Here is a 25,934-nt window from a genome sequence, read left to right as displayed (position 1 = left end):
CCATCACGGCTCCGGCGGGGACGCGAGCAGCTCCTCGCCGATCGCCCGCAGCGCGCTCTCCAGCGCCGGCGCGTCGCTCGCGTCGATCTCCCAACCCTTCCGGCTGTAGTACTTCGCCGCGCCCCGCGGGGCGCCGCTCAGGTCGAGGCAGTAATCGAAGCCCTCCACGTCGCACGGCCGCGCGTCGAAGGCGACCTCGTGCTTCGACTTGTCCTGCGGGAAGAGCAGCTGCGCCTTGCGGTCGCCGCGGAGCTCGTAGCGGAACAGCGCGTAGGAGCCCTCGTAGTTGGATTGCCGCTGGAAGATGCCGAGCGGCTCGTCGGCGAGCAGCGCGACGAGCTGGACGTGGTCCGTGTCGTTCCTCGGGATCCGCTCGATCCAGGCGCGGCCGACCAGGGTCTTCGCGTCGGACCCGCGCGAGCTCAGGAGCTGGTATCCGCCCGCGGCCGCCGCGAGGGCGATCGCCGTACCCATCATCATCTTGGAAGCGCGGTGCATGCGCGGGATCCTACCCCTTCCAGCGCCGCGCGGGACCCGAGCACGATCCCCTCGCGTGCGGGCACACCGGCACGACCGCGCGAGGACCAGCGCTTCCGTCCTACCGCGCCCGCGCGATCCGCCGCATCTCGCCGACCGCCGGCACCGACTCATCCGCGACGGCCCACGCCTCGATCACCTGCCTCGCCAGCGCGCGCGCCTCGTCCAGCTTGCCCCGCCGCGCCGCCCGGCGCGCCGCCCGCACCGTGGCGAGGCTCGCGCCGCCGAGCTGGTGCTCGCCCTGCGCGACGGCCTCCTCCAGCCGCGCTGCGGGCTCCACCTCGCCCGTCCGCTCGAACACGCCCACCATGGCGTCGGCCATCACCGCCGCGAACGGCCCCGGATCCCGCAGCAGCGGCCGCCACGCCCGCGCCGCGCCCGCGTGGTCCCCGCGCGCGTACCGCTCGGCGCCGTCGGTGAACGCGTCCGTGCCCGGGAGGATGCCCCCCGAGAGCCGCGGCCGAAGCGCGCGCAGCCGCGCGAAGCACCGCCGCGACGCCGCCGCCGTCGCGTGGGCGCAGAGGGCCGCGACGCGCAGCGGGACGTCGATGTGGTGGGCGCCGGCGAGCGGCGGCGGCTCCGGATCGAGCAGGCGCTCCACGGCGGCGTCGGCGATCTCGCCCGCCCGGCCGAGGACCAGGCCGAGCTCCAGCGCGCGCCAGGCGATCTCGAGCCGCTGCACGCGCACCCACCCGGCGTCGTCGGCGGCGGGGGTCATCGCCCGCCGCGCCCGCGCGAGCGCGGCGCCGAAGCGGGCCTCGCTCGCCTCGACCCGGAGGAGCAAGAGCTCGCTCTCGACCTTCTGGCTCGGGTACCCGCCCGCGGCGAGCGCGAGCGCGACGCCGCGCGCCTCGGCGCGCGCGCCGCCCGCGAGCAGCCGGCTCGCGAGCACGTCGGCCACGTAGGCGTCGAGCGGCGACAGCGCGTAGGCGCGCCGGGCGAACGCGAGCGCCCGCCCCGCGTCGCCGGGCCCCGCCTCCTCGAGCAGCCACGCGTAGCCGTCCCAGGGCGCCCACGCCTGCATCGCGCGGAGGGCGCTCTCCGCGTTCGCCGTGCCGCGCGTCACGGTCGCGAGCTGCACCCAGGGCGCGCAGAACTCGCCGGTCGGGTTCTTCGGCTCGATCTGCACCGAGAGGAGCGAGAGCTCCGCGGCGCGGCCCGGGTCGAACGGCTGGAGCAGGCACGACGCGGTCGACGCGAGCGTCGAGCGCCCCCACGACGACGGCTCCCGCTCGAGCCGCCGCACGACCTCCTCGGCGAGCGCCGGACCGTCGACGCGGTGGGCGAACTGCTCGATCCGCGCGCGCGCCGCGAACGCGCCGGGCGAGGCCGCCTCGGCGGGCGGAAGCGCGACCGCGGGCGCGGGCAGGCCCAGGACGAAGGCGCACCGGTGGCGCTCTCCCGGCCCCATCTCCGCGAGCGCGCCGCTCCGCGCCTCGACCCGCGCGCACTCCTCCGGGACCCCGCCGGCGTTGTGCACCATGGCCAGGGTGAGATCGAGCAGGGCGAGGGCGCCGTCCGGGTCTCCGGCCCGCGAGAACTCCGCGACGGCGGGGTCGAGGTGCGCCGCCGTGGGCACGTGCCCGGCCGCCACCATGGGGGTCATGGCCTCGCGGACGGCCTCGAACAGCGCCCGCCCGGCGCCCTGCGCGCGGGTGAGCTCCGCGCCGTCCGGCGCGTGCAGGCGCAGGGCGACGCGGAAGGCCGCGCCATCGCGGGCGACCTCGCCGTCGACGTACGCCGCGGCGCGGCGGCGCGCCGCCTCCACGGACCGCGCCCGGGCGTCGGGCGCCGCGTACGGGTCGAGCGGGAACCGGTCCACGGGCTGCCGCGGGAGCGCGATCAGCTCGGCCGGCACCAGGGTGCGCGCCGTGCTGCCGCCGAGGAGGATCCGCGCGCGCTCGCACACGGTCGCCGCGGCGGCCGCGCCGAGCCAGCCCGCCGGCTCGTCGACGCCCGCGGCCTCGAGGACGGGGCAGGCGAGCACGGCATCCGGCGCGTCGAGGGGCGAGCGAGGCGCGGCGCGTGGGGGCGCCGCTCCGGGCGGCGCCGTGCGCGGTGCGGCGAGCGACGCGGCGAGCGCGAACGCGCCCAGCGCCGCGGCCGTGCCGCCGAGCCCGAGCAGCCGCCGCGCCCGCGCGCCGGGCCGAGGCGGCGCCGTGGACTCGGCGGCTCCCGGCGCTCCAGGAACGACCTCGGGCGCTCCAGGAACGACCCCGGGCGCTCCAGGAACGACCCCGGGCGCTCCAGGAACGACCTCGGGCGCTCCAGGAACGACCCCGGGCGCTCCAGGAACGACCCCGGGCGCTCCAGGAACGACCCCGGGCGCTCCAGGAACGACCCCGGGCGCTCCAGGAACGACCCCGGGCGCTCCAGGAACGACCCCGGGCGCTCCAGGAACGACCCCGGGCGCTCCAGGAACGACCCCGGGCGCTCCAGGAACGACCCCGGGCGCTCCAGGAACGGCGGCGCCTTTTTCGCCCTCGTGGTCCCCGTCCTCGGTTGCGTCCTCGTCCGCCTCGAAGGTCCTGGTCGCGCCCTCGCGCCCCTCGCGATCCCCATCCTCGGTCGCGCCCTCGCCCTCGCCCTCGCCCGACGCCTGCGGCGCGGGCCACTCCTCTTCGAGAGGAAGCTCCTCGCCTGGCTCTCCCAGCGCGCCGGCCAGCGCCCTCACCGCGGCGATCGCACTCGCGAACCGGACCGCAGGATCCACGGCCGTCGCTCGCGCGAACCACCCATCCATCCCGGCCGGCAGCGCGACGCCCCGGCGCGCGGCCCGCGCCGTCGCCGCCTCCGGGGGGCCCTCGGACGCGGCCAGCGCGAAGGCGATCGGGTCCTGGCCGCGCCCCGCCTCGTCCTGCCAGTAGGGGCTCCCGACGAGCAGCGTGAAGGCGATCATCCCGAGCGCATGGATGTCGGCGGCCGGCGTGACCTTGCCGCCCCGGAACTGCTCCGGCGCCATGTACACCGGCGTGCCCGCCGCGCTCGTGGACTCGAGGCCGGCGCCGGCGTCGAGGACCTTGGCGACGCCCAGATCGAGGATCTTGAGCCGCGGCGCCTCGTGCTCGCGCCGCTCCAGGAAGAGGTTGCTCGGCTTCAGGTCGCGGTGGACGATCCCGAGGCGGTGCATCTTGTCGAGCCCGAGCGCCGCCTGCCCGAGCCAGCGGAGCGCCTCGGCGGGCGCGCAGCGCCCCCCGCGCGCGAGCCGCCGGGCCAGCGTCTCCCCCTCCAGGAGCTCCATCACCAGGAAGGGCGTCGACGTCGCCCGGTCGACCCCGGCGTCGAGCACGTCGACGAGGAACGGGCTGTCCACCCGGCCCGCGACCCGCGCCTCCAGCGCGAACCGCCGCCGGAGGTCGGCGCGCTCGATCGCGTGCGCGTGCATCACCTTGAGCGCGCGCCGCCGGTCGGTCTCGGTGTCGACGGCCTCGTACACCGCGCCCATCGCGCCCGCCCCGAGGCGCCGCACCACGCGATAGCGATCGGCGATCAGCGTCCCTGGGACCACAGCGCCCGCACCTCCGGCCGAGGCCGCGATCTAGCGCCGGAGCCGCGCGGGGTCGATCCGGTATCGCTTGAGCCAGCGCTGGATCTGCGTCCGCGCCTCGCCCATGGCGCGCGCCGCCGCGGCGCGCGGAGCCGCCCAGGCCCGCGCCGAGCACCGCAGCGGTGAGCCCTCGCTGGGCCACGGCTCCCGCCTCCACGGAGCCTGCCGACGGCGTCGCCTCGCCCCGCCGGGCGACCGCGGCGATGCGGTCGGCGATGGGCGGGGAGAGCGGGGTGCGCGCTGGACGCGTGGATGAACGCCTACCGCGGGGGAGGGGCGATGAGCTTCAGGTTGAGGCCACCAGGGTAGTTGTAGCTCGTGTAGCTGCCGTAACCGAGCACCTGGATGCCGACTGGCAACGTGGCCGTGAGCACGTGAGCCCCGGCGTTGCCGGGGCCGAGCTTGACGCGCACGACGCCGTAGTCGGCGCTGATCCTCCGAAACGTGTCGAGGACCTCCTCGCCGTCGAGCAGGATCGTCGCGCCGGGAGGCTGGATGATATCGACGTAGCTCTCGTCGTAGTCGGGCGGCGCGAGAAACACGTATTTCTGCCGGTACTGCTCGACGGCGACGATGAAGGTCTGCGACGGATCGCCCTTCTCGACGCCCAACGACACCCCCGGATCGACCAGCCCCGCGCCCAGGAGATACGAGTTGACGGCGAACTCGTGATCTCCGATCACCTCGAAGTTGCTCTGCACGATTCCTAGACTCACGACCTCCCCCGCGCCGAGCGTCGCCGGCGCGCCGGGCGGGCGGCCCGATGGATAACTCAGCGTCGTGCCGTCGACGTTGCCGTAAAGGTAGACGACATGACCGATGAGCTGACCCGAAGGCGAGGTCGGGACCGTCACGATATAGCGCCGCCCCAGCGTCTCGACGGGGACCACCGACTCCTCGAGATGATCGCAGGCGAGCACGCCCACCGGGACAGTCGCGCAACGGTTCACCCCGAGGACCTGGACCGGCCTCGTGGCCGTGACCAGGCTGCCGCTGAGGTCAGCGCCCGCGGCCCCCACGAGCTCGACCACATCGCCCGCATCGACGGAGAAGTCGAACGACCCTCCGGGGCCGGTCGCGGGTATCCCGCCGGCCGCCGCCAGCTGGGCCGTCGACGAGAGCTTGACCGTGACGTCGGTGCCATCCTCGGTACCGGTCACCGTGAACATGGATCCCGGCGCCCCGCGCCGATGCATCGAATAGGCGGTAACCCGGTAATTGCCGGTCATCGCCGTGGAAGGAAAGAGCAACGACGCGTCGTTCGAGTAGGAGAAGCAAGGCTCTTCCATCCCGTCGCAGATGACCGACTGGCAGCTCTGCCAGTCTTTTCCGGGCGGTCCGCCCCGCCCTGCATATTCGAGCGGGTTGAATTGGTAGACGGCGACCGGCCGGGTCGAGGTCAAATGGTACGCTCCACCGTCAGCGCGAACGCTGTCGAAATCACTGACGAGCCCTTCGTCACAACGGTCGACGATATACGGCCCCTTGAGCCGTGCGACCCAGGGGAGATAGAGCGTCGCCAGGCCGCCCGGTGGGGCTTCTGCGGCCGCGACGGACGCTCCTGCGCGCGTCACCGTGACCTCGGCCGTCTCCTGGCCCACGTTCGCGACGACGACGGCGTAGTCGAAGATCTCGTCGACCAGATTGGCCGTGACCGTGGGCCAGAAGTCACAGCCGATATACGACTTGCGCGCAGCGGCCTCCGCGCACGTCTGCGGATCGTCATCGGTGCTCGGCGCGCCGCCGCCGAGCCCGATGTCGGCGCCGCCGAGCCCGATATCGGCGCCGCCAGCGCCCCCGTCGCCGCCGGATCCGTACACGCTGTCGACCCCGCCGCCGCTCGAGCTGGTGACGGTGGCGCCTCCGCTGCCCAGAGTAGCTTCGGGGCTCCTTCCGGCGGCGCAGGCGCCGGCGAGCAACATCGCAGAGGAGAGGCCCAGCCTACGACGAAGAAGCGATAAACATTGCATGTTCATAGGGCTCTTTGACAGTATGAGAGGGGCCTTGTGCACCTTCCCGGCCGCTCGATGTTACCTTGAACGACGGAGCTCGTGGGCTTCGCGCGCAGCGTTTGCACTCTCTGAAATGGTGATGAGATCGATCGATTTCTTGCCGGCGAATCAGGCAGCCCTGCACGGATGACAGCGCAGGACGGAGCCCGCTCGAGACGGTGCGCCTGGAACACCGGAGGGGCGCCGAGGGCTAGAAAACGTCGAGCGTGAAGGGACCGGAACCGTCGTCCCGCCCCTCCACCGCGATGGTGACGACCTGACCGGCCGCGAGCGTGATGGCCCCCTCGGCAAGCCAGGATGAGGCGCTGAAGCAGCCGAGGGTGGCGCCAGCGCAATCGGCCTCAAGCACGTGGACGACCGGGGAAATGAACGAGCTGGCCGCGCTGAACGTGTAGGTGGCCGCGGCCGGGGCTGTGAAGTGATAGACGACGTCAGGGTGAGGCCCGGCCGCCCGATTGCAGGGCGCGGGGATGGAATCAGCGTTCAGCGTCGCGTCTCCACGGACCCACAGCGGGACGGCAGAGCCGAGCTCGATCGGCGCGGAGCACGTGCCAGAGGTCGAGGCGCTCTCGATCGTGAGCGACGGGAGGTCGTCCGGCAGATCGAACCGCAGACGGCTGTAGCTCACCACGGCGTTGACGGTCTGACCGGCCGTGAGCGCGACGATGGTCCACGCGCGCGCCGTGCCGCCGGCGGTCGAGCTCGACACCGCGCATCGAAGCTCGGTGCCCGAGCAGCCGCCGTCGTGCAGAGACAGCGTCGTGTACCATGACGTGTTGCTGGACGTGGAGAACAGGTAGGTGCCGTCGGTCGGCGCCGTGAAGGCGTAGACCTCGTCGGACGTCCCCGCGCCCGGGTTGCAGCTAGGGTCGACCTCATCATACAACACCCTCCTGCTGCTCACCACGGTCTGTGGGACCGTGGAGCCCAGATCGTGCGGAGAAGCGCAGGACCCGACGTCATCGCGACGGTAGATGTTGAGCGCAACCCCGTTCGAGATGTAAAACACCGAGTCCACGATGACGGTCACGGATTGCCCAGCCAGGAGCGGCAGCTCGGTCCGCGTCGCAGGGAGGTCGCCGTTGCATGCGAGCACGGCCCCCGAGCAACTGTCCCCGCCGTCGAGCACCGTCAGCACGTTCCAGTCCGATCCCGCCGTGTCGAAGACGTAGGTGTCGTCCGATGGCGCCGTGAACCGGAAGGTCTTCTCGGGGCCGATCGGGTCGCGTCCCTCCATCGAGCAGGTCGAGGAGACAAAACTGGGGCCCGAGCTGGTCCCGGTCACGCTTTGCGGGACCGTCGAGCCGAGGTCGATCTCCGGGCACGGCGGCTCGGCAGACATCGTGATGGACAGTGAGTGCCGGCAAAGGTCGCTGTAGCACGTGACGCCTACCACCACGGTCTGGCCGGCCGCGAGCCGCCGGGAGACCTCGGACGGTCGAGCTTGGATGTTGGGCGCGACGCAGTCGAGCTCCGGACCGGAGCACGCGCCGTCCCTCACGACGATGCCAGGGCCGTTCCAGGTGTCGTAGGGGCTGATCGAGGCGCTGAAGGAGTAAGTGGCATCGGCGGGCGCCGTGAATTGATAGGACGCCACGGATATAAATGCCCCGTTGTCGGTGCAGCTGGGGTCGACGTCCAGCGAGGCGCGGTCCAGGGTCACGTCACTCACCGTCTGGGGGACCGTCGAGCCGAGGTCGACCGCCGGACACGGCAGGGGAAGCCGCTCCGTGATGGTGAGCGAATACTCTCCGGCCCCGCCCGTGAAGCCGTCCAGGAGGACGACGAAGGGGACTCCTCCGGGGAGCTCCAGGATGACGCGCCGCTGGTCCTCTTCCGTGCTGCAACCGTAAAACCGCTCCGGATCGTCGCATCTCTCCTGGTAGACCGCGAGCTCCACATCGGCGGAGGATCCGGTCTTGTCGAAGACATAGGTCCCGTCGTGGGGCGGCGTGAACGTGAAGCTCACGTCGGTGCTCCCCGGCGGCGCCAGTCCGCAGAGCTCGTGGGCCAGGTCGCCCATCCCGGCGACGCTGCCGGTCACCGTCTGCGGCACGGTGGAGCCGATGTCCAGCGGCGAACACGACGAGGCGACCGGAGCGTACAGCCGCCTGATCGCGATCTCGAAGTCGGAGTCCTCGCCCTGGGTGCTCGTGACGACGACGCGGACCACCTGGTGAGCGGTGAGGGTGACGCTGAAGCTGGGGGACTCATCCGAGAGGTCGTCGCGACAGGCGAGCTCACCGCAGCTGTTGCCGTCGATCAAGCCGATCACGGTGTTCGCGCTGGAGCCGCTGGAATCGAAGCGATAGGTTCCTCCGCCATCAGGGGGGACCGTGAACTGGAACGCGCGCTGCGGGGCGGGTCCTGCGCAGCGGAGGTCGTCGGCGAGCGGCGCGCCCGCGGTGGTGCCGGTGATCGTCGGCGGCACTGCCGTCCCGAGGTCTTGAACCTCGATGTCGGGGCAGGTGCACTGGCCTTCACGGCAGTGTTGCGCGTCGTTGCACGCGAAGTAGCAGGCGCCGCAATGCTGCGCCTCGCTCTGCAGATCCACGCAGGTTCCACCGCAGCTCGTGCGGCCCGGGTCGCACGGTTCGCCGCCAGCACCGCCGCCGCCAGCACCACCGCCGCCGCCAGCACCACCGCCGCCGCTGCCGCCGTCGCCCGCGCAGACGCCGGCTTCGCATGTCTGTCCAGCAGCGCAGCGAGCGTCGCATGCGCCGCAGTGCGCCGCGTCGGTGTGGAGGTCGACGCACGTCCCACCACACGACGAGAGCGAGGCGGGACAAGCCTCCGGAGGGGCGTCATCGGGCGCAGCGCACGACGCGAGCAGGAGGAGGGCGACGCTGACCCAGAGCACGGCGAGCGCGCCTGTAACTCGAAATCGCTGCTGTGAATGTTTCATATGTTGATGCACGACGATGGTTCAACGGGGCGGAGGAGGGGCGATGGGCTTGAGGTCGATGCCGCCGGGGTAATTGTAGCTCGTGTAGCTGCCGTAGCCGATCACCTGGAGGCCGACCGGCGACGTGGCCGTGAGCGCGTGAGCCCCGGCGTTGCCGGGGCCGAGCTTGGCGCGCACGACGCCGAAGTCGGCGCTGATCGGCCTGAAAGGCTCGCGGACCTCCTCACCGTCGAGCAGGATCGTCGCGCCGGGAGGCTGGACGATATCGACGTAGCTCTCGTCATAGTCGAGCGGAGCGAGGAACACGTATCTGTGCCGGTACTGCTCGACAGCGACGACGACGGTCTGCGACGGATCGCCCTTCTGGCTGCCCGACGGCACGAGCGGCTCGATCAGCGCCGCGCCCAGGAGATACGAGTTGACGGCGAACTCGTGATCTCCGATCACCTCGAAATTGTTCGTCACGACGCCGAGCTCCACGACGTCCCCCGCGTCGAGCGTCGTCGGCGCGCCGGGCGGGCGACCCGACGGATAACTCAGCGTCGTGCCGTCGAAGTTGCCGTAAAGGGAGACGACATGACCGGGGAGCTGCCCCGAAGGCCCGGTCGGCACGGCCACGACATAGCGCCGCCCCAGCGTCTCGACGGGGACCACCGACTCCTCGAGATGATCGCAGGCTTGCACATCTCTCGGGACCGTCGCGCAATAAGCCACCGCGAGGACCTGGACCGGCTTCGTGGCCGTGACCAGGCTGCCGCCGAGGTCCGTGCCCGTGCCCCCCACGAGCTCGACCACATCGCCCGCGTCGAGGGACAGGTCAAGTGATCCTCCAGGGCCCGTCGCCGGGATCCCGCCAGCCGCCGCCAGCATGGCCCTCGACGAGAGCTTGACCGTGACGTTCGTGCCGTCCTCGGTGCCGGTGATCGTGAAGACGGATCCCGACCTGTAGTTCGAGAGCGTCGAATAGTTGGTGATCCGATAATTGCCGGTCATCGCCGTGGAAGGAAAGAGCAGCGACGCGTCGTTCGAGTAGGAGAAGCAAAGCGCTGGCGTGTCGTCGAAGCAGAACCTGTCCTGGCAGACCTGCCAGTCTTTTCCGGGCGGTCCGCCCTGACCTGCGTATTCTATGGGATTGAATTGATAGACGGCGACTGGCCGGGTCGAGGTCAGATGGTACGCGCCACCGACGGCGCGAACGCTGCTCGGAACACCATCTTCCAGCCCGGAACAACCGTCGTAGCTGAACGCTCCCTTGAGCTCGAAGACCCAGGGGAGGTAGAGCGTCGCCAGGCCGCCCGGGGGGACCTCCGCGGCCGCGACGGACGCCCCGGCGCGCGTGACCGTGACCTCGGCCGTCTCCCGGCCCGCGTTCGCGACGACCACGGCGTAGTCGAAGATCTCTTCGACCGGGTTGGCCGTGACCGTGGGCCAGAAGTCGCAACCGATGTACGACTTGCGCGCAGCGGCGTCCGCGCAGGTCTGCGGATCGTCGTCGACGCCGGGCGCGCCGCCGCTGCCGCCGAGCCCGCTCAGGCCGTCGCCCCCGCCGCTGCCGCCGAGGCCGCTCAGGCTGTCGCCCCCGCCGCCGCCTGCACTCGCGGCGGCGGCGCCGCCGCCGCCCGCGGGGGCATCGTGGGTCCTTTCGGCGGCGCAGGCTCCGGCGAGCAACATCATGGAGGAGAGGCCCAGGCTACGACGAAGACGAGAGCGGAGATGGCTGACCATGAGGCTCTTTGATGTGTGAGTGGGGCCTTGTGAGGCGAGTAGGCTCCTCGAGGGGGTCGCGGGCGGCGACGCTGGGGCCCCATGGGGCGCCGACCGAAGTAGCGCGACGGCGTCGCGCGAGCGACGTGATCTGGACAAGGGCCTGCTGCTGGAGGAGGAGCCGTCCACGGAACGTGCTGCGGCTCCTGTTTCGTGAGCAGACCTACGTCGGGTGGGCGGCCCGGTTTCGCGTCCCCTCATCAAAACGCACGGTCCGCCGTCGGCCCGCGCGGCCGGTGCGCGCAGCAGCCCAGAGGACACGTCGGGTCGTGCGCTGACAGCAGAATCGTCCGCCTGGCGGCATTGCGGTGGCGGACCGTCCCTATCTGTCAAAAGGCCGTACCTAGCGCCGGAACTGCTCGGGGTCGATCCGGTATCGCTTGAGCCAGCGCTGGATCTGCATCCGCGCCTTGCCCATCGCGCGCGCCACCGCGGTGACGTTCCCCCGGTGCTGTCCGAGCAGCGCCACGAGCTCCTCCCGGCGCGCGCCGTCCTCCGGGCGCAGGTCGCCCTCGGCGGCGCCCTCTTCCTGGTCCCTGCCGCCCTCCCCCTCGCCCTCGGCCGCGCGCGCGACCGCCTCGGGCAGGTGGCCCGGCTCGATCGCGCCGCGCTGCGCGAGCACGACCGCGGTCGTCGCGCACTGCGCGAGCTCGCGCACGTTGGCGGGCCAGCGGTACATCAGCATCGCGCGCGCCGCGCCCGCGTGGATCTCCAGGTGCGCCGCGCGCTCCGGCGCCGCGCGCTCGAGCAGCGCCCCGAGCAGGAGCCCGAGGTCCTCGCGGCGGTCGCGGAGCGGCGGCAGCGCGATGGTGTACCCCGACAGCCGCGCGAGCAGGTCCGCGCGGAACTCGCCGGCCGCGGCGAGGCGCTGGAGCGGGCGGTGCGTCGCCGCGATCACGCGCAGATCCACGTGGACGGGGCGCGTCGCGCCCACGGGGCGCACCTCCTGCTCCTGGAGCACGCGCAGCAGGGCGGCCTGCGCGGGTGCGGGCAGGTCGCCGATCTCGTCGAGGAAGAGCGTCCCGCGGTCGGCGCTGCGCACGAGCCCCGGGCGGTCCTCGGTGGCGCCGGAGAACGCGCCTTTGCGGTACCCGAACAGCTCCCCCTCGACCAGCTCGCGCGGCAGCGCGCCGCAGTTGACGGCCACGAGCTCGCCCGTACGCCCCGACAGCGCGTGGATCGCGCGCGCCATGACCTCCTTGCCCGTCCCCGTCTCCCCCTGGAGCAGGACCGGGATCGCGGAGCGCGCCACGACGGCGAGCTGCTCGAACACGTCGAGCAGCGCGGGCAGCAGCGACGCGAGCCCGGGCGCGGGCGCCGCGGCGGGCGCGGCCTCGAGCAGCGCCGGCGCGCCGTGCGGGTACGGCAGGGCCTCGCGGAAGATGAAGAACGTGCGGCCGAGCTCGATGAGGTCGCCGTCCGCGAGCTCCGCGTGCCCGAGCGGGGCCCCGTTGACGAGGCTGCCGTTCTTCGAGCCGCAGTCCTTGACCACCCAGCGGCCGAGGAGCCGGACGATGCGCGCGTGTTTCGAGGAGAGCCACGGATCGTCGAGGCGGACGTCGAGCCGCCGGCTCGCGCCGCCCCCCGCCGGCTCGACCCGCTCGATCTTCCGGGCCGGGCCGCGCCCGATCGCCACCTCGTCCACCTCGTGCAGGGCGATGCGCGCCGGCGGCGCGAGCGGCCGGTGGCTCTCGAGGACCAGGAACAGGAACGCGCTCGTGCGGCCTCCGTCCGGCGCCTGCGGCCCCCGGCTGACGGAGAGGGTGCTGCTCTCGAGCCCTGCCACGCGTCCTGGGTACAGAGCCGGGCGGGCGCGGTCAATGCTCGCGGCGCCGCGGCGCCGCCCGCGCGGCGGGGCCCAGGGCCCGCCGTACGCCTACTGCTCCACCTGGCAGGTGACCAGATCGTCGGCGAGGTCGCATGGGTGGTTGAGGAGCACCGTGACCACGTGTTTCCAGGCCGCCCCTCCCTCGGGGCCGGCGCAGGCGGAGTAGCTCCTGTCGTCATTCTCTCCCAGGCAGAGCTTGTCGCGACCGGACTCTCCCGGAGGGTTCAGGCGGCAGGCGCCGGGCGTGTTCGCGAAGCAGCCGGTGTCCCCGCCGGCGCACAGCCTGTCGGCGAAGTGCGCCATCGGGCTGGACCAGATGTCGCTGTAACAGGCGTACTGGAGGTTCGGGACCACCTCCAGGCCGTGCGGGGCAGAGGTCGCGTTCCTGATCGCGAAGAGGTTTCCGTAGAAGGCGCCTTCCCGGAAGGTGAACACCTCCCGCTCGGTCGCGGGGTACCTCGCGCCGGCCAACCGCGATGGGGCGTCCAGGATCACGTCCGCGCCGGCGGCAGGGCGCACCGAGGGATCGGGCGAGGGCGAGGCCACCATCACGGAGAACGAGGACGCGCCGGGGACGTCCGAAGCAGGACAGGTGAAGCCCAGCGCAGGGGTGGTGGCGAAGCTCCACGCGCGAGCATCGTCGGCCCTCTTCAGGGCGCCCTCGGCGATGAAGCCCGAGTACCAGGGCCACGGCGGGACGTTGTCGCAGCCGTGGATGCCCTTGCACACGCGCACCATGAGCGGGTCGCCGGCGGCGGGGTTCTGGCGCAGCACGACCGGTCGCCCGGGGGCACACACGCCGACGAAGCGCCTGATCCAGCCATGGTTGCGAGCGGGGTTCCCCTGGGCGGCGCCGGACCTCGCCCAGGAAAAGCTCCTGATCGCCGGGAGCGCGGGGTCGCGGTACTCCGTCTCGACGGGCACCTGCGCGCGCAGCGGGATCCCGTCGTATTTGCTGCGCGTGGAGATGCGCACCGCCCGCCCGACGGCGTTCACGCGCGCGAGGACGCAGGCGGACACGAGCTCGAGGCAGTCCTTGCTCGGCGCATGATCGGCCCAGTTCAGGGGCGACTCGGCCCCGCAGAGGCCGAGCTCGCCCTGCGAGCCGAGCACGCGCTCGGCTGGATCAAGCGCGCACGAGACGGTGTACTCCAGCAACGCGCGCGCGTTGTCGTTCAGCTCGGCGGTCTCGCGGTACTCCTCGAGCGAGGCGTCGTTCAGGGGGTGCGTGGCCAGGCGGATGATGAGGCCCTCGTTCTCCTCGAGCGCCTCGGCGGAGAGCGCCTCGGGCGACATGCTGTTCCGGGGCATCAGCGGCGCGGGCGCGTCGTCGACGAGCTCCGGCGGCGCGCCGTCCTCGGTCCACCCGTCGTCGGCCCCCGCGGAGGCGCAGCCGGCCGCGCCCGCGGTGGCGCAGAAAAGGAGCGTTGAGACGATCTTCATCCACGAAGCAGAGGTGTTCATCACATCTTCCCATTTCATCGGCCCCGCAGGCGGGCGCGCCGCCGCCGTCGGTCCGGGCCGCGTCGCTGGGCGCTCCGTGGCGCGCGGTCTGCTGCGCCCCTTGCGCGGCCCCGCACGTCACGACCGAGCGCTACGCAACCGCCGTACCACCCGCCCCCGCCCCAGGCCCTCCGCCATGATGCCCTGGAGCGCGGCCGCCGGCGTCGTCTCCCGCGCCGCTGCCGAGGTCCAGGTGGCGCCGGCGCGAGGCCTCCGCGGCCCTGTTGCGCCCGTTGCGGCGCCTGTTGCACCCGTTGCGCCGTGTTGCACCCGGCCTGCTGCGCCGTCCCGCCGGGGTGGTCCGCCGGCGGCTCCCAGGTCGTGCCGCCAGCGCTCGCCCCTCGTGCCGAGCGCGCACCTCCACACCTCCTTCATCACCACCGCGCTGTGCAATTCCACACCTGATAGAATGGCGCCCCGCTCCCCTCGCCTGCGGGGCGACGATTTTGTGCCAATGCGCCGAAGGACCGGCGCGCTCGGAGCATTCACTACGCAGGAGGCGGTCTCGAGGCAGCGCGGCCCCTGGCCTGCGGCGGCCTTCCGCCCCATTTGCGCGGCCCCCCCGACGCGTCCCGCGCGCGGCGGGCGGCCGTGGGGTCCACGGATCCCGTTCGCCGCAGCAGCGACGAACAGGGAACGACTTCACTTCCTTTCTCTGCCTGCGGGCACGAGGTCTTGCCATGAAGTTATCGAAGCCGGCGCGCGCGCGCCTGTTCCTCCCTGCCGTCCCCCTCCTGGGGCTCCTCGCGTCGTGTATGCAGGCGGAGGCGCCTCTCCCCCCGGAGCGCGTGGACACGAGGCGGCTCGAGTCGCAGTGCGGCCCGAGCTGGGATGTGCAGGACGTCGAGCGCTACGACGGCAGCCTCGGGGTATCGCAGCAATGGGTGGCGGACCGTCAGGGGGCCGTGGGGTACCACGTGGGCGTGGGGTGCTCGGGCACGCTCATCTCGAACGACCTCTTTCTCTCCGCCGGCCACTGCGAGTACCAGGTCGGTCACAAGGTCCGCTTCAACTACCAGAACGCGCCGGACGGCACCCGGCGCCCGACGCAGGACCACGAGGTCGTCGAGGTGGTGGAGCAGGAGAACGGGGTCGGCTGGGACTACGCGATCGTCAGGCTCGCGGGCAGCCCGGGGTTGCGCTTCGGGTCCACGCCGATCTCCGCCGTCGATCCGGCGGCCGGCAGCCTCGCCGTCGTGATCCAGCACCCGGCGCACGTGCCCAAGGTGATCCATGCGGGCCCGGTGCTGGATTATGCCTCTGCCGCGGGGGCGAACTGGTTCCGGCACCAGGCCGATACGGCGGAGGGGAGCTCGGGCGCCGGCGTGCTCTCGGCCGACGGCCTGCTCGTCGGGGTGCACACGAGCGCGGGGTGCACCACGGGCGCGCGGGTGGTGGACGGCAACAGCGCCATGCGCATGAGCCGCCTCGTCGAGCGCTCTCCCACGCTGAAGCGGCTCACGTCGGCCGAGGGGCGCGCGCTCGTCGCCGATTTCGCGGGCGGCAGCCCGCCGGCGAGCGTCGTTTACCGCGAGGACCGCGGGCAAAGCGCCTTGCTCGCCGGCTTCCTCGACGACGGGGACGTCCAGCTGGCCGGCGATTTCCTGGGCCGCGGCCGCGATCAGGCGTTGTTCCTCAACCGGAGCGCGAACGGCGGGCGCGTCCTCATCGCGGACCTCTCCGACGGCGCCGCGCCGGCGGAGGTCGGCTACCGGGAGGACTGGGGGAAGAGCGCGCTGCTCGACGGCTGGCACGACGCAGGTGATCTCCAGCTCGTCGGCGACTTCACGGGCCGGGGCTACGATCAGGTGATGTTCATCAACACGGCAGGCACGGGCGGGCGCGTCCTCATCGCCGATTTCAAGGGCGGCGCTCCCCCGGCGACCCGCCGCTACGCGGAGAGCTGGGGCGAGAGCACCCTGCTCGACGGCTGGCACGACGCGGGCGACCTCCAGCTCGTCGGCGACTTCATGGGCCGGGGTTACGATCAGGTGATGTTCATCAACAACGGCGTCGGTCCGGGCCGCGTGCTCATCGCGGACTTCAGCGACGGGGCGGCGCCCGCGACGGCCGTGTACCGGGAGGACTGGGGCCGGAGCAACCTGCTCGACGGCTGGCACGACGCAGGCGACCTCCAGCTCGTGGGAGACTTCGCGGGCCGAGGGTACGATCAGGTGCTGTTCCTCAACAAGGGGAGCGGGACCAAGCGCGTCCTCGTCGCCGATTTCCGGGACGGCGCCGCCCCGGCGGAGGCCCGTTACCGCGAGCTCCGGGGCGACCACCCCTTGCTCGACGGCTGGCATGACGCGGGCGACCTCCAGCTGGCAGGCGACTTCACGGGCCGGGGGTATGATCAGGTGATGTTCATCAACACGGGAGGCGCGCCAGGGCACGTCCTCATCGCGGACTTCCGGGACGGCGTTCCCGGGGCGGAGGTCCGTTATCTGGAGAGCTGGGCCTACAGCGCGTCGCTCCACGGCTGGCACGACGCGCGGGACGTGCTGCGCGTCGGGGACTTCGCCGCGCGCGGGTACGATCAGGTGCTGTTCCTGAACCGGCCTTGAGCCCGCTCCGGCGCGGCGCGCGCTCCGGGCCGCGTCGCTACTGGGCTGGTTTGGCCTGCGGCTCCGTGCCGCGCACCACGCGGAACGCGTCGGCGGTCGCCTGCGTGTTCTGCGTCGTCACGATCTGGAGCCTGTCCCCCTCGCGCCGCGCCACGTGCACCAGGATGCCCTGCATGTCGGGCACCGGCCGGCCGTCGGGCGTGAGGACCCCTGTCAGCACCCATGCCCAGCGGACCACCGCGACGTCCGGCGCGACGAAGCGCGTCTCGACACGCACGCTCTCGAGGCGGCTCTGCCGGAAGACGGTCTTGTGAATGCCAGCATGGTTTTCCCGGATGCTCGCGCGCCCGTGCCACCACATCCCGAAGATGTTCACGAAGTCCGCGTCCTCGGCCTGCAGGGCAGCGAACGCATCCATGTCGTGCCGGTTCCAGGCATCGTTGAACGCGGCGACGAGCTGCTCCCCGAACGCCTGCTGCGCGCGCGCGTCGGGCGCCGCCGCCGCTGCGGGCGGCGCGGCCGGCGCGGCCGGCGCGGGCTCGGCCGCCGCCGGCGCGGGCTGTACCGGCGCGGCGGGCGGCGGCGAGGCCGGAGCGCACGCGAGCAGGAGGAGCGGCAGCGCAGCGGTGGCGAGGACGCGGTGCATGCGTGCCATTAGATGCAGGCGGCGCGGGGCGTCAATGGCGGCGCGTCGCGCGGCGCGGCTGGCGGCCCACGGCGGGCGCACGCTACCCGTCGCAGGTGATCACGGCGTCGACCTCGAGGTCGGTCGGATCATACGTCGCCGCCGTGTCCGGGCTCACGTGGTACGTCGAGTCGGGCTGGACGGCGAAGTCGACATACGGCCGGAAGCCGCAGCTGCCGGGGCTGCACCCGGTGTCGTTGATGGCGGCCTTCATCAGCGCGTCCGTCATCGGCCGGCTCCACCCCGAGTTGTACGTGACGGTGCGGATCAGGTGACGCGTGGCGGTGGGCGTGTCGCGGTAGTAGTACTTGAACGTCGCCGGGGTCACGGTGGCGTCCCACTCGGCCTCCCACACGTGGAATCCGGTGCTGGACCCGGCATACGGACCGAAGACGTTCCCCGTCGTCTGGGGGGTGTTCACGCCGTCGTAAATCCACGTGGTCTGCGCCATCAGGTCGTCGTCCGCGTGGACACCCTTGCTGAGCGGGTCCCACCACTTCTCGATGAGGTCGAGCTCGCCGTACGTGTTCGTCTGCCACGAGTGGGTGTTCCTGGCCCAGAGCGCCGGGAAGTAGCCCGGGGTCGGGGAAGGCATCTTGGCGCGGAAGATCATCATCCCCTTGCCCGCAGCGTAGCCCGTCTTCCCGGTGACCAGGCCGCCGGAGTAGTAGTTGGTCCCGCCGCACTGCTCCGGGTGCTCGGGCGAGACGGTCGGGTAAGGGTCGCTGCAATGGCGCTTTGAGGCGATTTTCAAGGTGCCGCCCGAGACCGAGACGTTGGCCGCCAGCATGTGCGTGAGCCGGATGTACTCGGCCTCGCCCGAGTTCTGGTTCGCGACGTTCCACTTCGTGGTGTCCACGCTGGTGCCGTCGAAGTCGTCCCGGAAGACCTCGGTGTAGCCGGGAGGGCAGCTGATCGTCGTGATCGGGTCGGGCGCGGCGCTCGCCGCCACGGCCGTGAAGGAGAGGAGGCCCGCCGAGAACGTGCCGCCCGGTGTGCCGTACGGGTTCGGGAGGGCGCTCTGCCCCGCCTTCCAGCGGGCCGAGCTCGTCCCGCTGGCCCTGCGCGCCTTGACGGCGTTCCCGCCCGACGGCGAGAGCACCGCGACATAGTAGGTGGCCCCGGCGGCGACGCTCGCGCCGCCGGAGACGGCGCACTCGTTCCAGCCGCCGTTCGTGACGCTGGGGATGCTGCACGAGGCGACCAGCGCCCCCGGCGCGGAGCTCGACTGCGCGTAGAGCCCGAGCCGGATGGACGTCGCCGTGTTGGTGGCGTCGATGTAGACCTTGAGCTTGGCGACGGTCCCCGACGCGACGGCGGCGATCGGATGGGCGTCGACCACACCGGCGTTCAGCGACACCGTCGTGCCGGCGACGGCCTCGGTGCCGACGAGGAGCGTCTCCCCCGGGTCCACGCCGGTGGCGGCCTGATGCGCCTGATCGAGAATGCCCTCGTCATCCCATGCCGCGATGTCGTCCTCTTGCACACCACACCCGGGGGCCATCGCCGCGAGCAGAAGAGGTGCTGTCCAGCGCTTGACGTGAAGTCGAATGGTCATTTTCCTGCCGTCTCGTATCCTTGTTCTCGGTTCCTTCGGCGACCGGCGCGGACGAGCCCTGTGGCCCCGCGCGCCCCGTTCACGGAGGATGTTGCCCCTCGTCGGGGCGACGTCAGTCCATATGGACTCGAATCGACGACAGCGCACGTCATTCGTTGGGTCACGCAGGAAATCGACCCAAGTTGTCCTGGAATAGTGCAGCAGCCGCGGCTGGCTCGCCCGGTGAGCGCGAGCGCGACCCGACCCGGGTTGGGTGGCCAGAGGCGCTGCCGAGCGCGCCCCGCCCCGGCCGCCTGGAGGGATGGTTCACATCACCGCACGTCCCCCGCCGCGCGTCGCTCAGCTCGCGCCGCCGCAGGCTCACCCCCCGAGACCTGCCGCCTGGCCGCAATCCCCGAGACGAGACGAAATCGTGCTCGATGCTTCGCCAGGCAGCTCCGCGAGGCTCCTCGTTCCGCTCACGCTGACAGCCTGCGTCAATCAGGCCATGCAGATCTCACGCGCTCACGCAGCGAACGATTTTCCGTGCAGCGAGGGCCAGTAGACGGGCACCAATATCGGCGGATCTTCGCCTGCGCTGGTCTCCTTGAAGGCGGGGTAGCCGTCGGGTAGGCTAGCCCTCCACGATGCATGGGAGCGGCGCGACGGGGTGGGGTCGGAGCTCAAGGTGCTCCACGCGAAGGCGGCGGTCAGCGGGCGACGGGGCCGATGACGCCCAGAGAGCCGCGGTCGACGGCGTGGGCGCAAACCGCTGTGGCCCGCACATCCTCATGGCGAACCACGACGTATCCGCGGGAATATGTGGATACGGCGCCGCCGTTCGCGGCCCGCACGCGGAGCTGCGCAGACAGGTCGCGCATCACAACGGATCGCGACGTTTGGCGGAGCGAGGAGGGTCTCTCCATGTCGGTCGTTGAAGTCGAGGTGCGCCGCGCCATGCCGGAAGATCGATTGCCGATGTCCCGCATGCTCGAGCTTTACCAGCACGATCTATCCGACATCTGGGACCAGGATCTCGATCTCCATGGCGAGTACGGGTATTCGCTCGATCGATACTGGTCCGATGGGCAGTGTCACCCCTTCGTCGCCACGGTCAAGGGCAAGTACGCTGGGCTTGCCTTGGTGGACACAGCGGTCAAAGTGGGCCGCGCGGGGCGCTGGATGGACCAGTTCTTCGTCCTCAAGAAGTATCGCCGGTCTGGGGTTGGGCGCGCCTTGGCGCGAGCTGTCTTTGAGGCGCTGCCAGGGTCATGGGAGGTGGGCCAGATGCTGCTCAATCAGCCTGCGCAGCGCTTCTGGCGCGCGGTCATCGGCGAGCTCACGGCCGGCGGCTTCGTGGAGCACGAGCTTCGTGGCGGGTCGTGGGAAGGATACATCCAGTGCTTCAGCAGCACGTCCGGGAGATGACCTGGCCGGTCCGACGCCACACGAGCGTACGCCACGTGTTGCGCTCGAAGATCTCCGGCCGGCTTCCGGCGAGGAGCGGCGCATAACGCGCGACGATCTCCGGAACGTCGGTGGAGACGAGCCCCGAGAGGATCAACGTCCCCGTAGGGGCGAGGCGGGCCACGACCCGGGGGGCGAGCGCCGTGAGCACATCGCGGAGGATGTTGGCCACGACGATGTCGAACGTCCCGTCCGGCCACGTCGTCGCGAAGCTCACGCGACCCTCCACCCCGCTCCGCCGTGCGTTGCCCTCCGCGATCCCGATCGCGGCGTCGTCGATGTCGACCCCGACCGCTTCGCCGCCGAGCTTCGCGGCGCCGATCGAGAGGATGCCTGTTCCGCTCCCCACGTCGAAGAGGCGGAAGCCCCCCCGCGGCGCGAACGACGCGAGCGCTTGAAGGCACATCCGCGTGCTCTCGTGCCGACCGTCGCCGAATGCGTGGCTTGGACCGAGGACGATGGTGCGTTCGTCGATCTCGGCGTCCCACGGACCGGTGACCACGCGGAAGCGAGGCGGCACGTCGATGATGGCTGGACGGTCGCTCATGTGGCGCAGCAGCCTGCCACCGCGCAGCCGGAGCGCCAAGCTCGGTCCCCTTCGGGTCCAGCACCCTGGTGGCCGAAACAGCGCAGGACGCCTCTCAACTTCCTCGACGAAGCCGAGGAGCGACCGACGCCGCGTGCGCCGTCTCGGGGCGCGCCTCGCTCAGGGGGTGACGGCTGCCGGGCCGCCCCGTCGCGAGCGTCGAGCCCTGGCCGACCTCGGGCGGCGCCGCAGCGTGCACCGGCCGTGGCGGGGGCGCTCCGGCCTCGCGCGGCGCGAAGAGGTCCGCCCAGCCCGGCAGGTGCCGCTCCAGCCGCCGGCGCTCGGCCTCGGGCAGCGCCTCGCCGATCACCTGGCATACGGCCTGGGCGTGCTCCATGCCAAAGCCGCGCGGCGCGCCCTCGCGACGGGCGATGCGGTCGTAGAGCTCGTCGCGATCGAAATCGCCCTGGTACCCCGCGCCGCGCACCGCGGCGGCGACCGGCCCCGGCAGCCCGCCCGCGATCGCCGCCGCCTCGTCCTCCAGCAGCCTCTCGCCCAGCGTCCGCGCGGTCACCGCGATCGCGCGCTCGGCCTCGTCACGGCCCTCGAAGCCGGCGCGGCGCTGCACCTCCTCGACGAAGCGCTCGTACTCCATGATCGACCTCCTTGCCGGGGCCGATCTTGCGATCCCCGTGCCACGGCAGCTCTTGCCCTGGCCGGCGTCGCCCTACCTGCACGCCCCGGTCTCGATGGAGCGCGGGCGCACCGAGGTGTTCTGGATGCTGTTCTGGTCGGTCACGGCGACCTCGCGGCCCCAGCCGGTGAGCCCCGCGAAGGTCCCGTCGGTCGTCATGTCGAACGGCCCGTCGTCCTTGCAGTCGCCGTTCTCGACGGCGCCCCACGACCAGGCGAGCCACCCCACCTCGAGCTCGACGCTCTTGGCGAGCAGGGTCTTGTAGTCGAACGGGTGCTGGCCGCACTCGTACACGGCGTGCTGCGCGAACTCGCCGACCATCAAGGGCAGGTTCAGCGCCACCGACTCTTCCAGCTCTCGTGTGATCGTGGCCCCGCTCCCGTCGGTCCACCACATGTGGACGCTGAGCAGGATGTTGGCGTCGTGCGCGACGAGCGCGGGGCCGACGGCCTGGAGCTGGTCGATGTTCTGCCCCCACTTGGAGGCGTCGATCACGAGCGGCACCGTGACGCCGGCCTCGCGCATCCGGGTGATGGCCTGCTTGTACCCCGCCTCCCACGCCGCGTTGTCCACCTCGTCGCCGACCTCGTTGCCGATGTTCACGAGCAGGCTCTGCTCATGTTTCTTGATCACGCCGACGACGTCCGGCCTCGTCCAGTAGTCGACCAGGGTGGGCAGGAGCTCCCATTTCCCCGTGGCGTCGTGCAGCTCGACGATCGGGATGAGCTTCTGCGAGAGCGCGTTCGTGATGGCCACATCGAGGTCCGCCGGAGACTCCTCGGTGAGCCAGACGATCCGCACCGTGTTGGCGCCGGTCTTCGCGATCTCCTCGAACTCCGGCAAGCCGTCGGTCCCCGACGACAGCCACACGACCATCTCGTTGACGCCCCGGAGCAGCACCTTCTCGCCGCAGCGGTCGTGCAGGAAGCGGCCGCGCACCGAGAACCCCGTCGTCTCCTCGACGCCCCCGCCGCCGGTGCCCGTGCCCGAGGTGGCGCCGCTGCCCGTCGTTGCGCCGCCGCCCGAGGTGGCGCCGCCGGCGCCGGACGTGGCGCCGGTGGTCGCCCCGCCGGCGCCCGACGCGCCCCCGCCCGATCCGGTCGCCTCGTCCCCCGGCCCCTGCGGGTCGTCGGCGCCGCCTCCACATCCCGCCGAGAGGCTTAGCGCCACGAGGGCTACCCCGGCCCAACCAGCTACCCACCCATGAACAACGCGCATCGTGATCTCCCTTCGTACCTCTCCTGATTGCACCCGGCGACGTACCGCCTCGATCGTGGGTGATCCCACGGCGGCTCCGTCTCCTTCGGCAGAGAACTTAATCGGTTTAGTTCACGGCATTTCGAGGGGGGTCGCGGCGCGCTCGGGCGGGCGACGCCCGTCGAGTCACCTCGGCCTGAGCTCCGTGAGGACGAGCAGGTACTCCGGCGGGTTGTTCGGCGTCAGCTTGGCGTACGGGTCCTCCCGGCTCGGGAACCCGGTGAAGCGCTTCGTGTTGTACTCGCCCCAGGACGGGTTCTTGAAGAGCGGGATCACCGGCGCGGCCTGCACGAAGATCATCTGCAGCGCGTCGAGGATGCGCTTCTGCTCGGCCGCGTCGGTCGCGGACTCGAACTCTCGGAACAGCGGGTCGGCCTCCTTCGCGCCGAAGCGGTGCCAGTTGCGGGCGGAGATCTCGCCCACCGGCTTCACCAGCTCCGCGCTCATGAGATCGCGGTAGAAGTTGTAGGGCGTGGGCTCCACGTTGGTCCAGCCCATCGACATGTCGAACGTGCCCTTCTGGAGCGCCTCGAAGAACGCGCTGAAGTCGTACGTCTTGAGGCTCGCGTCGATGCCCAGCTGCTTCAGGTTCTGCGCGATGATCTGGACCGCGCGCACCCAGTCCGACCAGCCGGTGACGACGTTGATCTCGAAGCGCATCGGCTTTCCGTCCTTCGCCCGGATCCCGTCCGCGCCCTTCGCGTAGCCGGCCTCGTCGAGGAGCTGGTTCGCCCGGGTGAGGTCGAGCTTCACCCAGTCGCCGGCCGCCACGGCCTCCTCGTTGCGCCAGCGGTCGTGCGAGTCGTCCAGCCCGGTCGCGTCCGAGCCCTGCGTGTAGTTGTTCGCCGCGATCTTGACGATCTGCTGCCGGTCGATGCCCATGCTGATCGCCTTGCGCACGCGCGCGTCGTCGAACGGCTTCTTCGTCGTGTTCGGGTACAGCGTGGCCGTGCCGCCGACGAGCGGGAACCAGTAATGGTGGTTCGCCGGATCCTTGGCGACGAAGACCTTCTCGATGTCGGGGACGAAGGCGCCCGCCCAGTCGATCTCGCCGTTCGTGAGCGCCAGGCTGATCTGGTCGTTGCCGGGGTAGGCCGGGAAGCGCAGCCCGTCGACCGCGGGTTTGCCCTTCTGCCAGTAGTTCGGGTTCCGTCCGAGCTCGTACACCTGGTTCTGGAAGACCTTCACCTCGGTGAACGGCCCTGTCGCCACGGGGTTCTCGTTCGTGTACGTGACCGGATCGGCGACGTCCTTCCACCTGTGCTCCGGCACGATCGGCTGGTGTCCGATGTAGCTGAGCCCCGGGACGTAGGGCCGCTTCAGCGTGAACTCGACCGTCGCGCCGTCCTTCGCCGCCACGGCGTCGAGGAACCTCCACACCCCCGAGAGATCGAGCTCCGCGTGCTTCTTCAGGAGATCGAACGTGAACGCCACGTCCTTCGCGGAGAACGGCTGTCCATCCGACCACCGGACGTCAGGGCGGATCGTGAACGTGAGCCTCTTGCTCCCGTCGCTCCACGTGTAGCTCGTCGCGAGCCACGGCGTGTACTCGTTCTTCATCGTGTTGTAGATGAGCATCGGCTCGTAGATGCCGGCGAGCGTCGGGAACCGCACGCTCCCCTCGGCGAGCAGGGGGTTGAAGTTCCGCACCCAGGAAGCCTGCTGTTCCCGCGAGATCGTGACCATCGCAGCGCCCTTCGCCGCGGGCTGCGCCGCGGACGCCGCCGGCCCCTCCGGAGCGCCGCGGGCCGCCTCGGCCCCTTCCTTGGAAGAGCAGCCCGCGGCGGCGCCGGACAGCATCAGCGCCGACAGGAAGAAGGCGCGACGCGGCATCAGTCCAGTCTTCATGACAAGCCCCTCCGCGCGGGCGACCTCGCGGTCCCCGCGACGCTCCGTGATTCTTTATCCGTGGCTGTACGCGGCGCCGTATCCAGGAATACAAAGAAAGAAGGACGACCGCGTGGTCCCCGTGCCGTGCACGGCGCTACCGTGCGATGTTTACCGGTTAAGCTGGGGGATGTCAACGCTCAGCGCTGGCGGCCTTCGCGCGTTCCATCGCCGTCGTCCGGCGCGGAGTACCTGGCGCTCCAGGCCTGGCCGAGCGGGTCGCGCGAGCGGCGCGCATCCCGGAATCCCGCACGACCGCGATCGCCCCGGAGGGGCACATGGGCCGCCGCGCGTGGGCGCCGCGCGTGGGTTGACGCATCGCGTCCTCCAGGATCGTGCGCGACGCCCCCGCACGGCGCGTGGGTACGTTCACCCCTGGCGCCCGCGGGCTCCCGGCGCCTGCGGGCGCCGGCGCCGGGCTCAGCAGCGCCTGCTTGACAGAATCCTCCCACGGCACCAGACAGATCTTTCTAGATGATGACGAAGACCACCCTGCCCGTCGTGCTCTTGGCAGCCCTCGCCGTCGCGACCGCCGGTTGCGACAGCACCGGCGGGCCGTCCAAGGAGCGGTGGGCGACCACCGAGAACACCAACGTCGAGCTCGACCTCGACAAGGTCAACGAAGCCTACAAGGCGGCCGAGGGGCCCGAGGACTTCGAGCGGCGCGTCAACGAGATCTACCAGGGGAGCGAGGTCATCAGCGTCGCCGTACAGGACCTCGACGCCAAGACGCAGGTCGTCACCGGGTTCTTCGACAAGAACGGCGACGGCGGCGTGCAGGACCCCGAGAAGGTGTTCACGATCCGCCGTGACGTCTCGGGGGAGGGCGCCGCGCAGCTCCAGACGACCGGGTTCGGCCCCTACGCGTACTACCACTCGCCGGTGATGAGCCTGGCCTCGGGCATGCTCCTCGGCGCCATGGTGTCGTCGGCGCTGCGCCCGAGTTACATGCCGGTGTACACGCAGCCGTACACCACGCCGCCGAACCGCATGACGGATCTGCGCTCCCACCGCGATACGTACCGCGCCTCGAATCCGTCCAGCGTCAACAACAGCAAGGCGTCGCAGACCGGGCGGCGCTACAACAACGCTGGCGGCAGCCGCTTCGGGAGCGGCAGGTCCGGCGCCGGCTCGCGCTTCGGCGTCCGCCGCGGCGAACGCAGCCGCAAGCCCGAGCGCCTCGTCGCGTAGCCGCGCTTCCGGCCGCCGCCGCCGCCCGCC

16 protein-coding genes are annotated in these 25,934 nt (G+C 71.5%); 3 read left to right on the top strand and 13 right to left on the bottom strand.

Annotation, left to right across the window (positions count from 1 at the left end; all coding sequences use genetic code 11):
- Nucleotides 1–3 precede the first annotated feature (3 nt).
- The 7 genes from WMF43_RS01710 to WMF43_RS01680 all read right to left on the bottom strand — a co-directional run bounded on the left by WMF43_RS01710 (nt 4) and on the right by WMF43_RS01680 (nt 14,057).
- Entirely contained in the window at nt 4–498 is a 495-nt protein-coding gene (locus WMF43_RS01710; RefSeq protein ID WP_437676977.1) for a hypothetical protein, read from the bottom strand.
- A 100-nt stretch (nt 499–598) separates the two neighbouring features.
- Nucleotides 599–4,045, bottom strand: a complete 3,447-nt coding sequence (locus WMF43_RS01705) for a protein kinase domain-containing protein (RefSeq protein WP_437676975.1) — start codon at nt 4,043–4,045, stop codon at nt 599–601.
- Nucleotides 4,046–4,344: 299 nt separating this feature from the next.
- A complete protein-coding gene (locus WMF43_RS01700) occupies nt 4,345–6,006 on the bottom strand; it encodes an IgGFc-binding protein (protein WP_437676974.1) in 1,662 nt (553 codons plus the stop codon).
- A gap of 280 nt (nt 6,007–6,286) precedes the next feature.
- Nucleotides 6,287–9,001, bottom strand: coding sequence for a hypothetical protein (locus tag WMF43_RS01695; RefSeq protein ID WP_437676973.1), 2,715 nt, complete (start codon nt 8,999–9,001; stop codon nt 6,287–6,289).
- A 21-nt stretch (nt 9,002–9,022) separates the two neighbouring features.
- The gene (locus WMF43_RS01690; protein WP_437676971.1) at nt 9,023–10,675 is read right to left on the bottom strand and encodes an IgGFc-binding protein; all 1,653 of its coding nucleotides are present in this window, start codon (nt 10,673–10,675) and stop codon (nt 9,023–9,025) included.
- A 433-nt stretch (nt 10,676–11,108) separates the two neighbouring features.
- Nucleotides 11,109–12,551 carry a sigma 54-interacting transcriptional regulator gene (locus WMF43_RS01685; RefSeq protein WP_437676969.1) on the bottom strand — a complete coding sequence of 481 codons (1,443 nt, stop codon included), beginning with the start codon at nt 12,549–12,551 and terminating at the stop codon, nt 11,109–11,111.
- A gap of 90 nt (nt 12,552–12,641) precedes the next feature.
- Nucleotides 12,642–14,057, bottom strand: a complete 1,416-nt coding sequence (locus WMF43_RS01680; RefSeq protein WP_437676968.1) for a hypothetical protein — start codon at nt 14,055–14,057, stop codon at nt 12,642–12,644.
- 719 nt (nt 14,058–14,776) lie between these two features.
- On the opposite strand from WMF43_RS01680, the gene WMF43_RS01675 reads away from it, so the two are divergent.
- Nucleotides 14,777–16,660 (top strand): trypsin-like serine peptidase, encoded by a 1,884-nt coding sequence (locus WMF43_RS01675; protein WP_437676966.1) that lies wholly within the window; start codon nt 14,777–14,779, stop codon nt 16,658–16,660.
- Nucleotides 16,661–16,697: 37 nt separating this feature from the next.
- Here WMF43_RS01675 and WMF43_RS01670 read toward each other — a convergent pair whose 3' ends face one another.
- Together WMF43_RS01670 and WMF43_RS01665 are read right to left on the bottom strand one after the other, a co-directional pair.
- Nucleotides 16,698–17,306 (bottom strand): YybH family protein, encoded by a 609-nt coding sequence (locus WMF43_RS01670; protein WP_437676964.1) that lies wholly within the window; start codon nt 17,304–17,306, stop codon nt 16,698–16,700.
- An 82-nt stretch (nt 17,307–17,388) separates the two neighbouring features.
- Complete coding sequence (locus WMF43_RS01665; RefSeq protein WP_437676963.1) at nt 17,389–18,903, bottom strand: glycoside hydrolase family 16 protein; 1,515 nt, start codon at nt 18,901–18,903, stop codon at nt 17,389–17,391.
- A gap of 903 nt (nt 18,904–19,806) precedes the next feature.
- On the opposite strand from WMF43_RS01665, the gene WMF43_RS01660 reads away from it, so the two are divergent.
- Nucleotides 19,807–20,310, top strand: coding sequence for a GNAT family N-acetyltransferase (locus tag WMF43_RS01660; RefSeq protein WP_437676961.1), 504 nt, complete (start codon nt 19,807–19,809; stop codon nt 20,308–20,310).
- Here the strand turns inward: WMF43_RS01660 and WMF43_RS01655 are convergent.
- The 4 genes from WMF43_RS01655 to WMF43_RS01640 all read right to left on the bottom strand — a co-directional run bounded on the left by WMF43_RS01655 (nt 20,288) and on the right by WMF43_RS01640 (nt 24,674).
- Nucleotides 20,288–20,896, bottom strand: a complete 609-nt coding sequence (locus tag WMF43_RS01655) for a 50S ribosomal protein L11 methyltransferase (RefSeq protein WP_437676959.1) — start codon at nt 20,894–20,896, stop codon at nt 20,288–20,290. The genes WMF43_RS01660 and WMF43_RS01655 overlap by 23 nt on opposite strands.
- 94 nt (nt 20,897–20,990) lie before the next feature.
- Entirely contained in the window at nt 20,991–21,530 is a 540-nt protein-coding gene (locus WMF43_RS01650; RefSeq protein ID WP_437676957.1) for a DUF2267 domain-containing protein, read from the bottom strand.
- Nucleotides 21,531–21,602: 72 nt separating this feature from the next.
- Nucleotides 21,603–22,739: a cellulase family glycosylhydrolase gene (locus WMF43_RS01645; protein ID WP_437676955.1), complete on the bottom strand. Its 1,137-nt coding sequence runs from the start codon at nt 22,737–22,739 to the stop codon at nt 21,603–21,605.
- A gap of 213 nt (nt 22,740–22,952) precedes the next feature.
- On the bottom strand, nt 22,953–24,674 hold the full coding sequence (locus tag WMF43_RS01640) for an ABC transporter substrate-binding protein (protein WP_437676953.1): 1,722 nt from the start codon (nt 24,672–24,674) through the stop codon (nt 22,953–22,955).
- A gap of 513 nt (nt 24,675–25,187) precedes the next feature.
- On the opposite strand from WMF43_RS01640, the gene WMF43_RS01635 reads away from it, so the two are divergent.
- The gene (locus WMF43_RS01635) at nt 25,188–25,904 is read left to right on the top strand and encodes a hypothetical protein (protein ID WP_437676952.1); all 717 of its coding nucleotides are present in this window, start codon (nt 25,188–25,190) and stop codon (nt 25,902–25,904) included.
- Nucleotides 25,905–25,934 lie beyond the last annotated feature (30 nt).

Source organism: Sorangium sp. So ce131 (assembly GCF_051519095.1).
In the GTDB taxonomy this organism is placed as follows: Bacteria; Myxococcota_A; Polyangia; order Polyangiales; family Polyangiaceae; genus Sorangium.
This window is presented reverse-complemented; position numbering and strand designations above follow the sequence as displayed.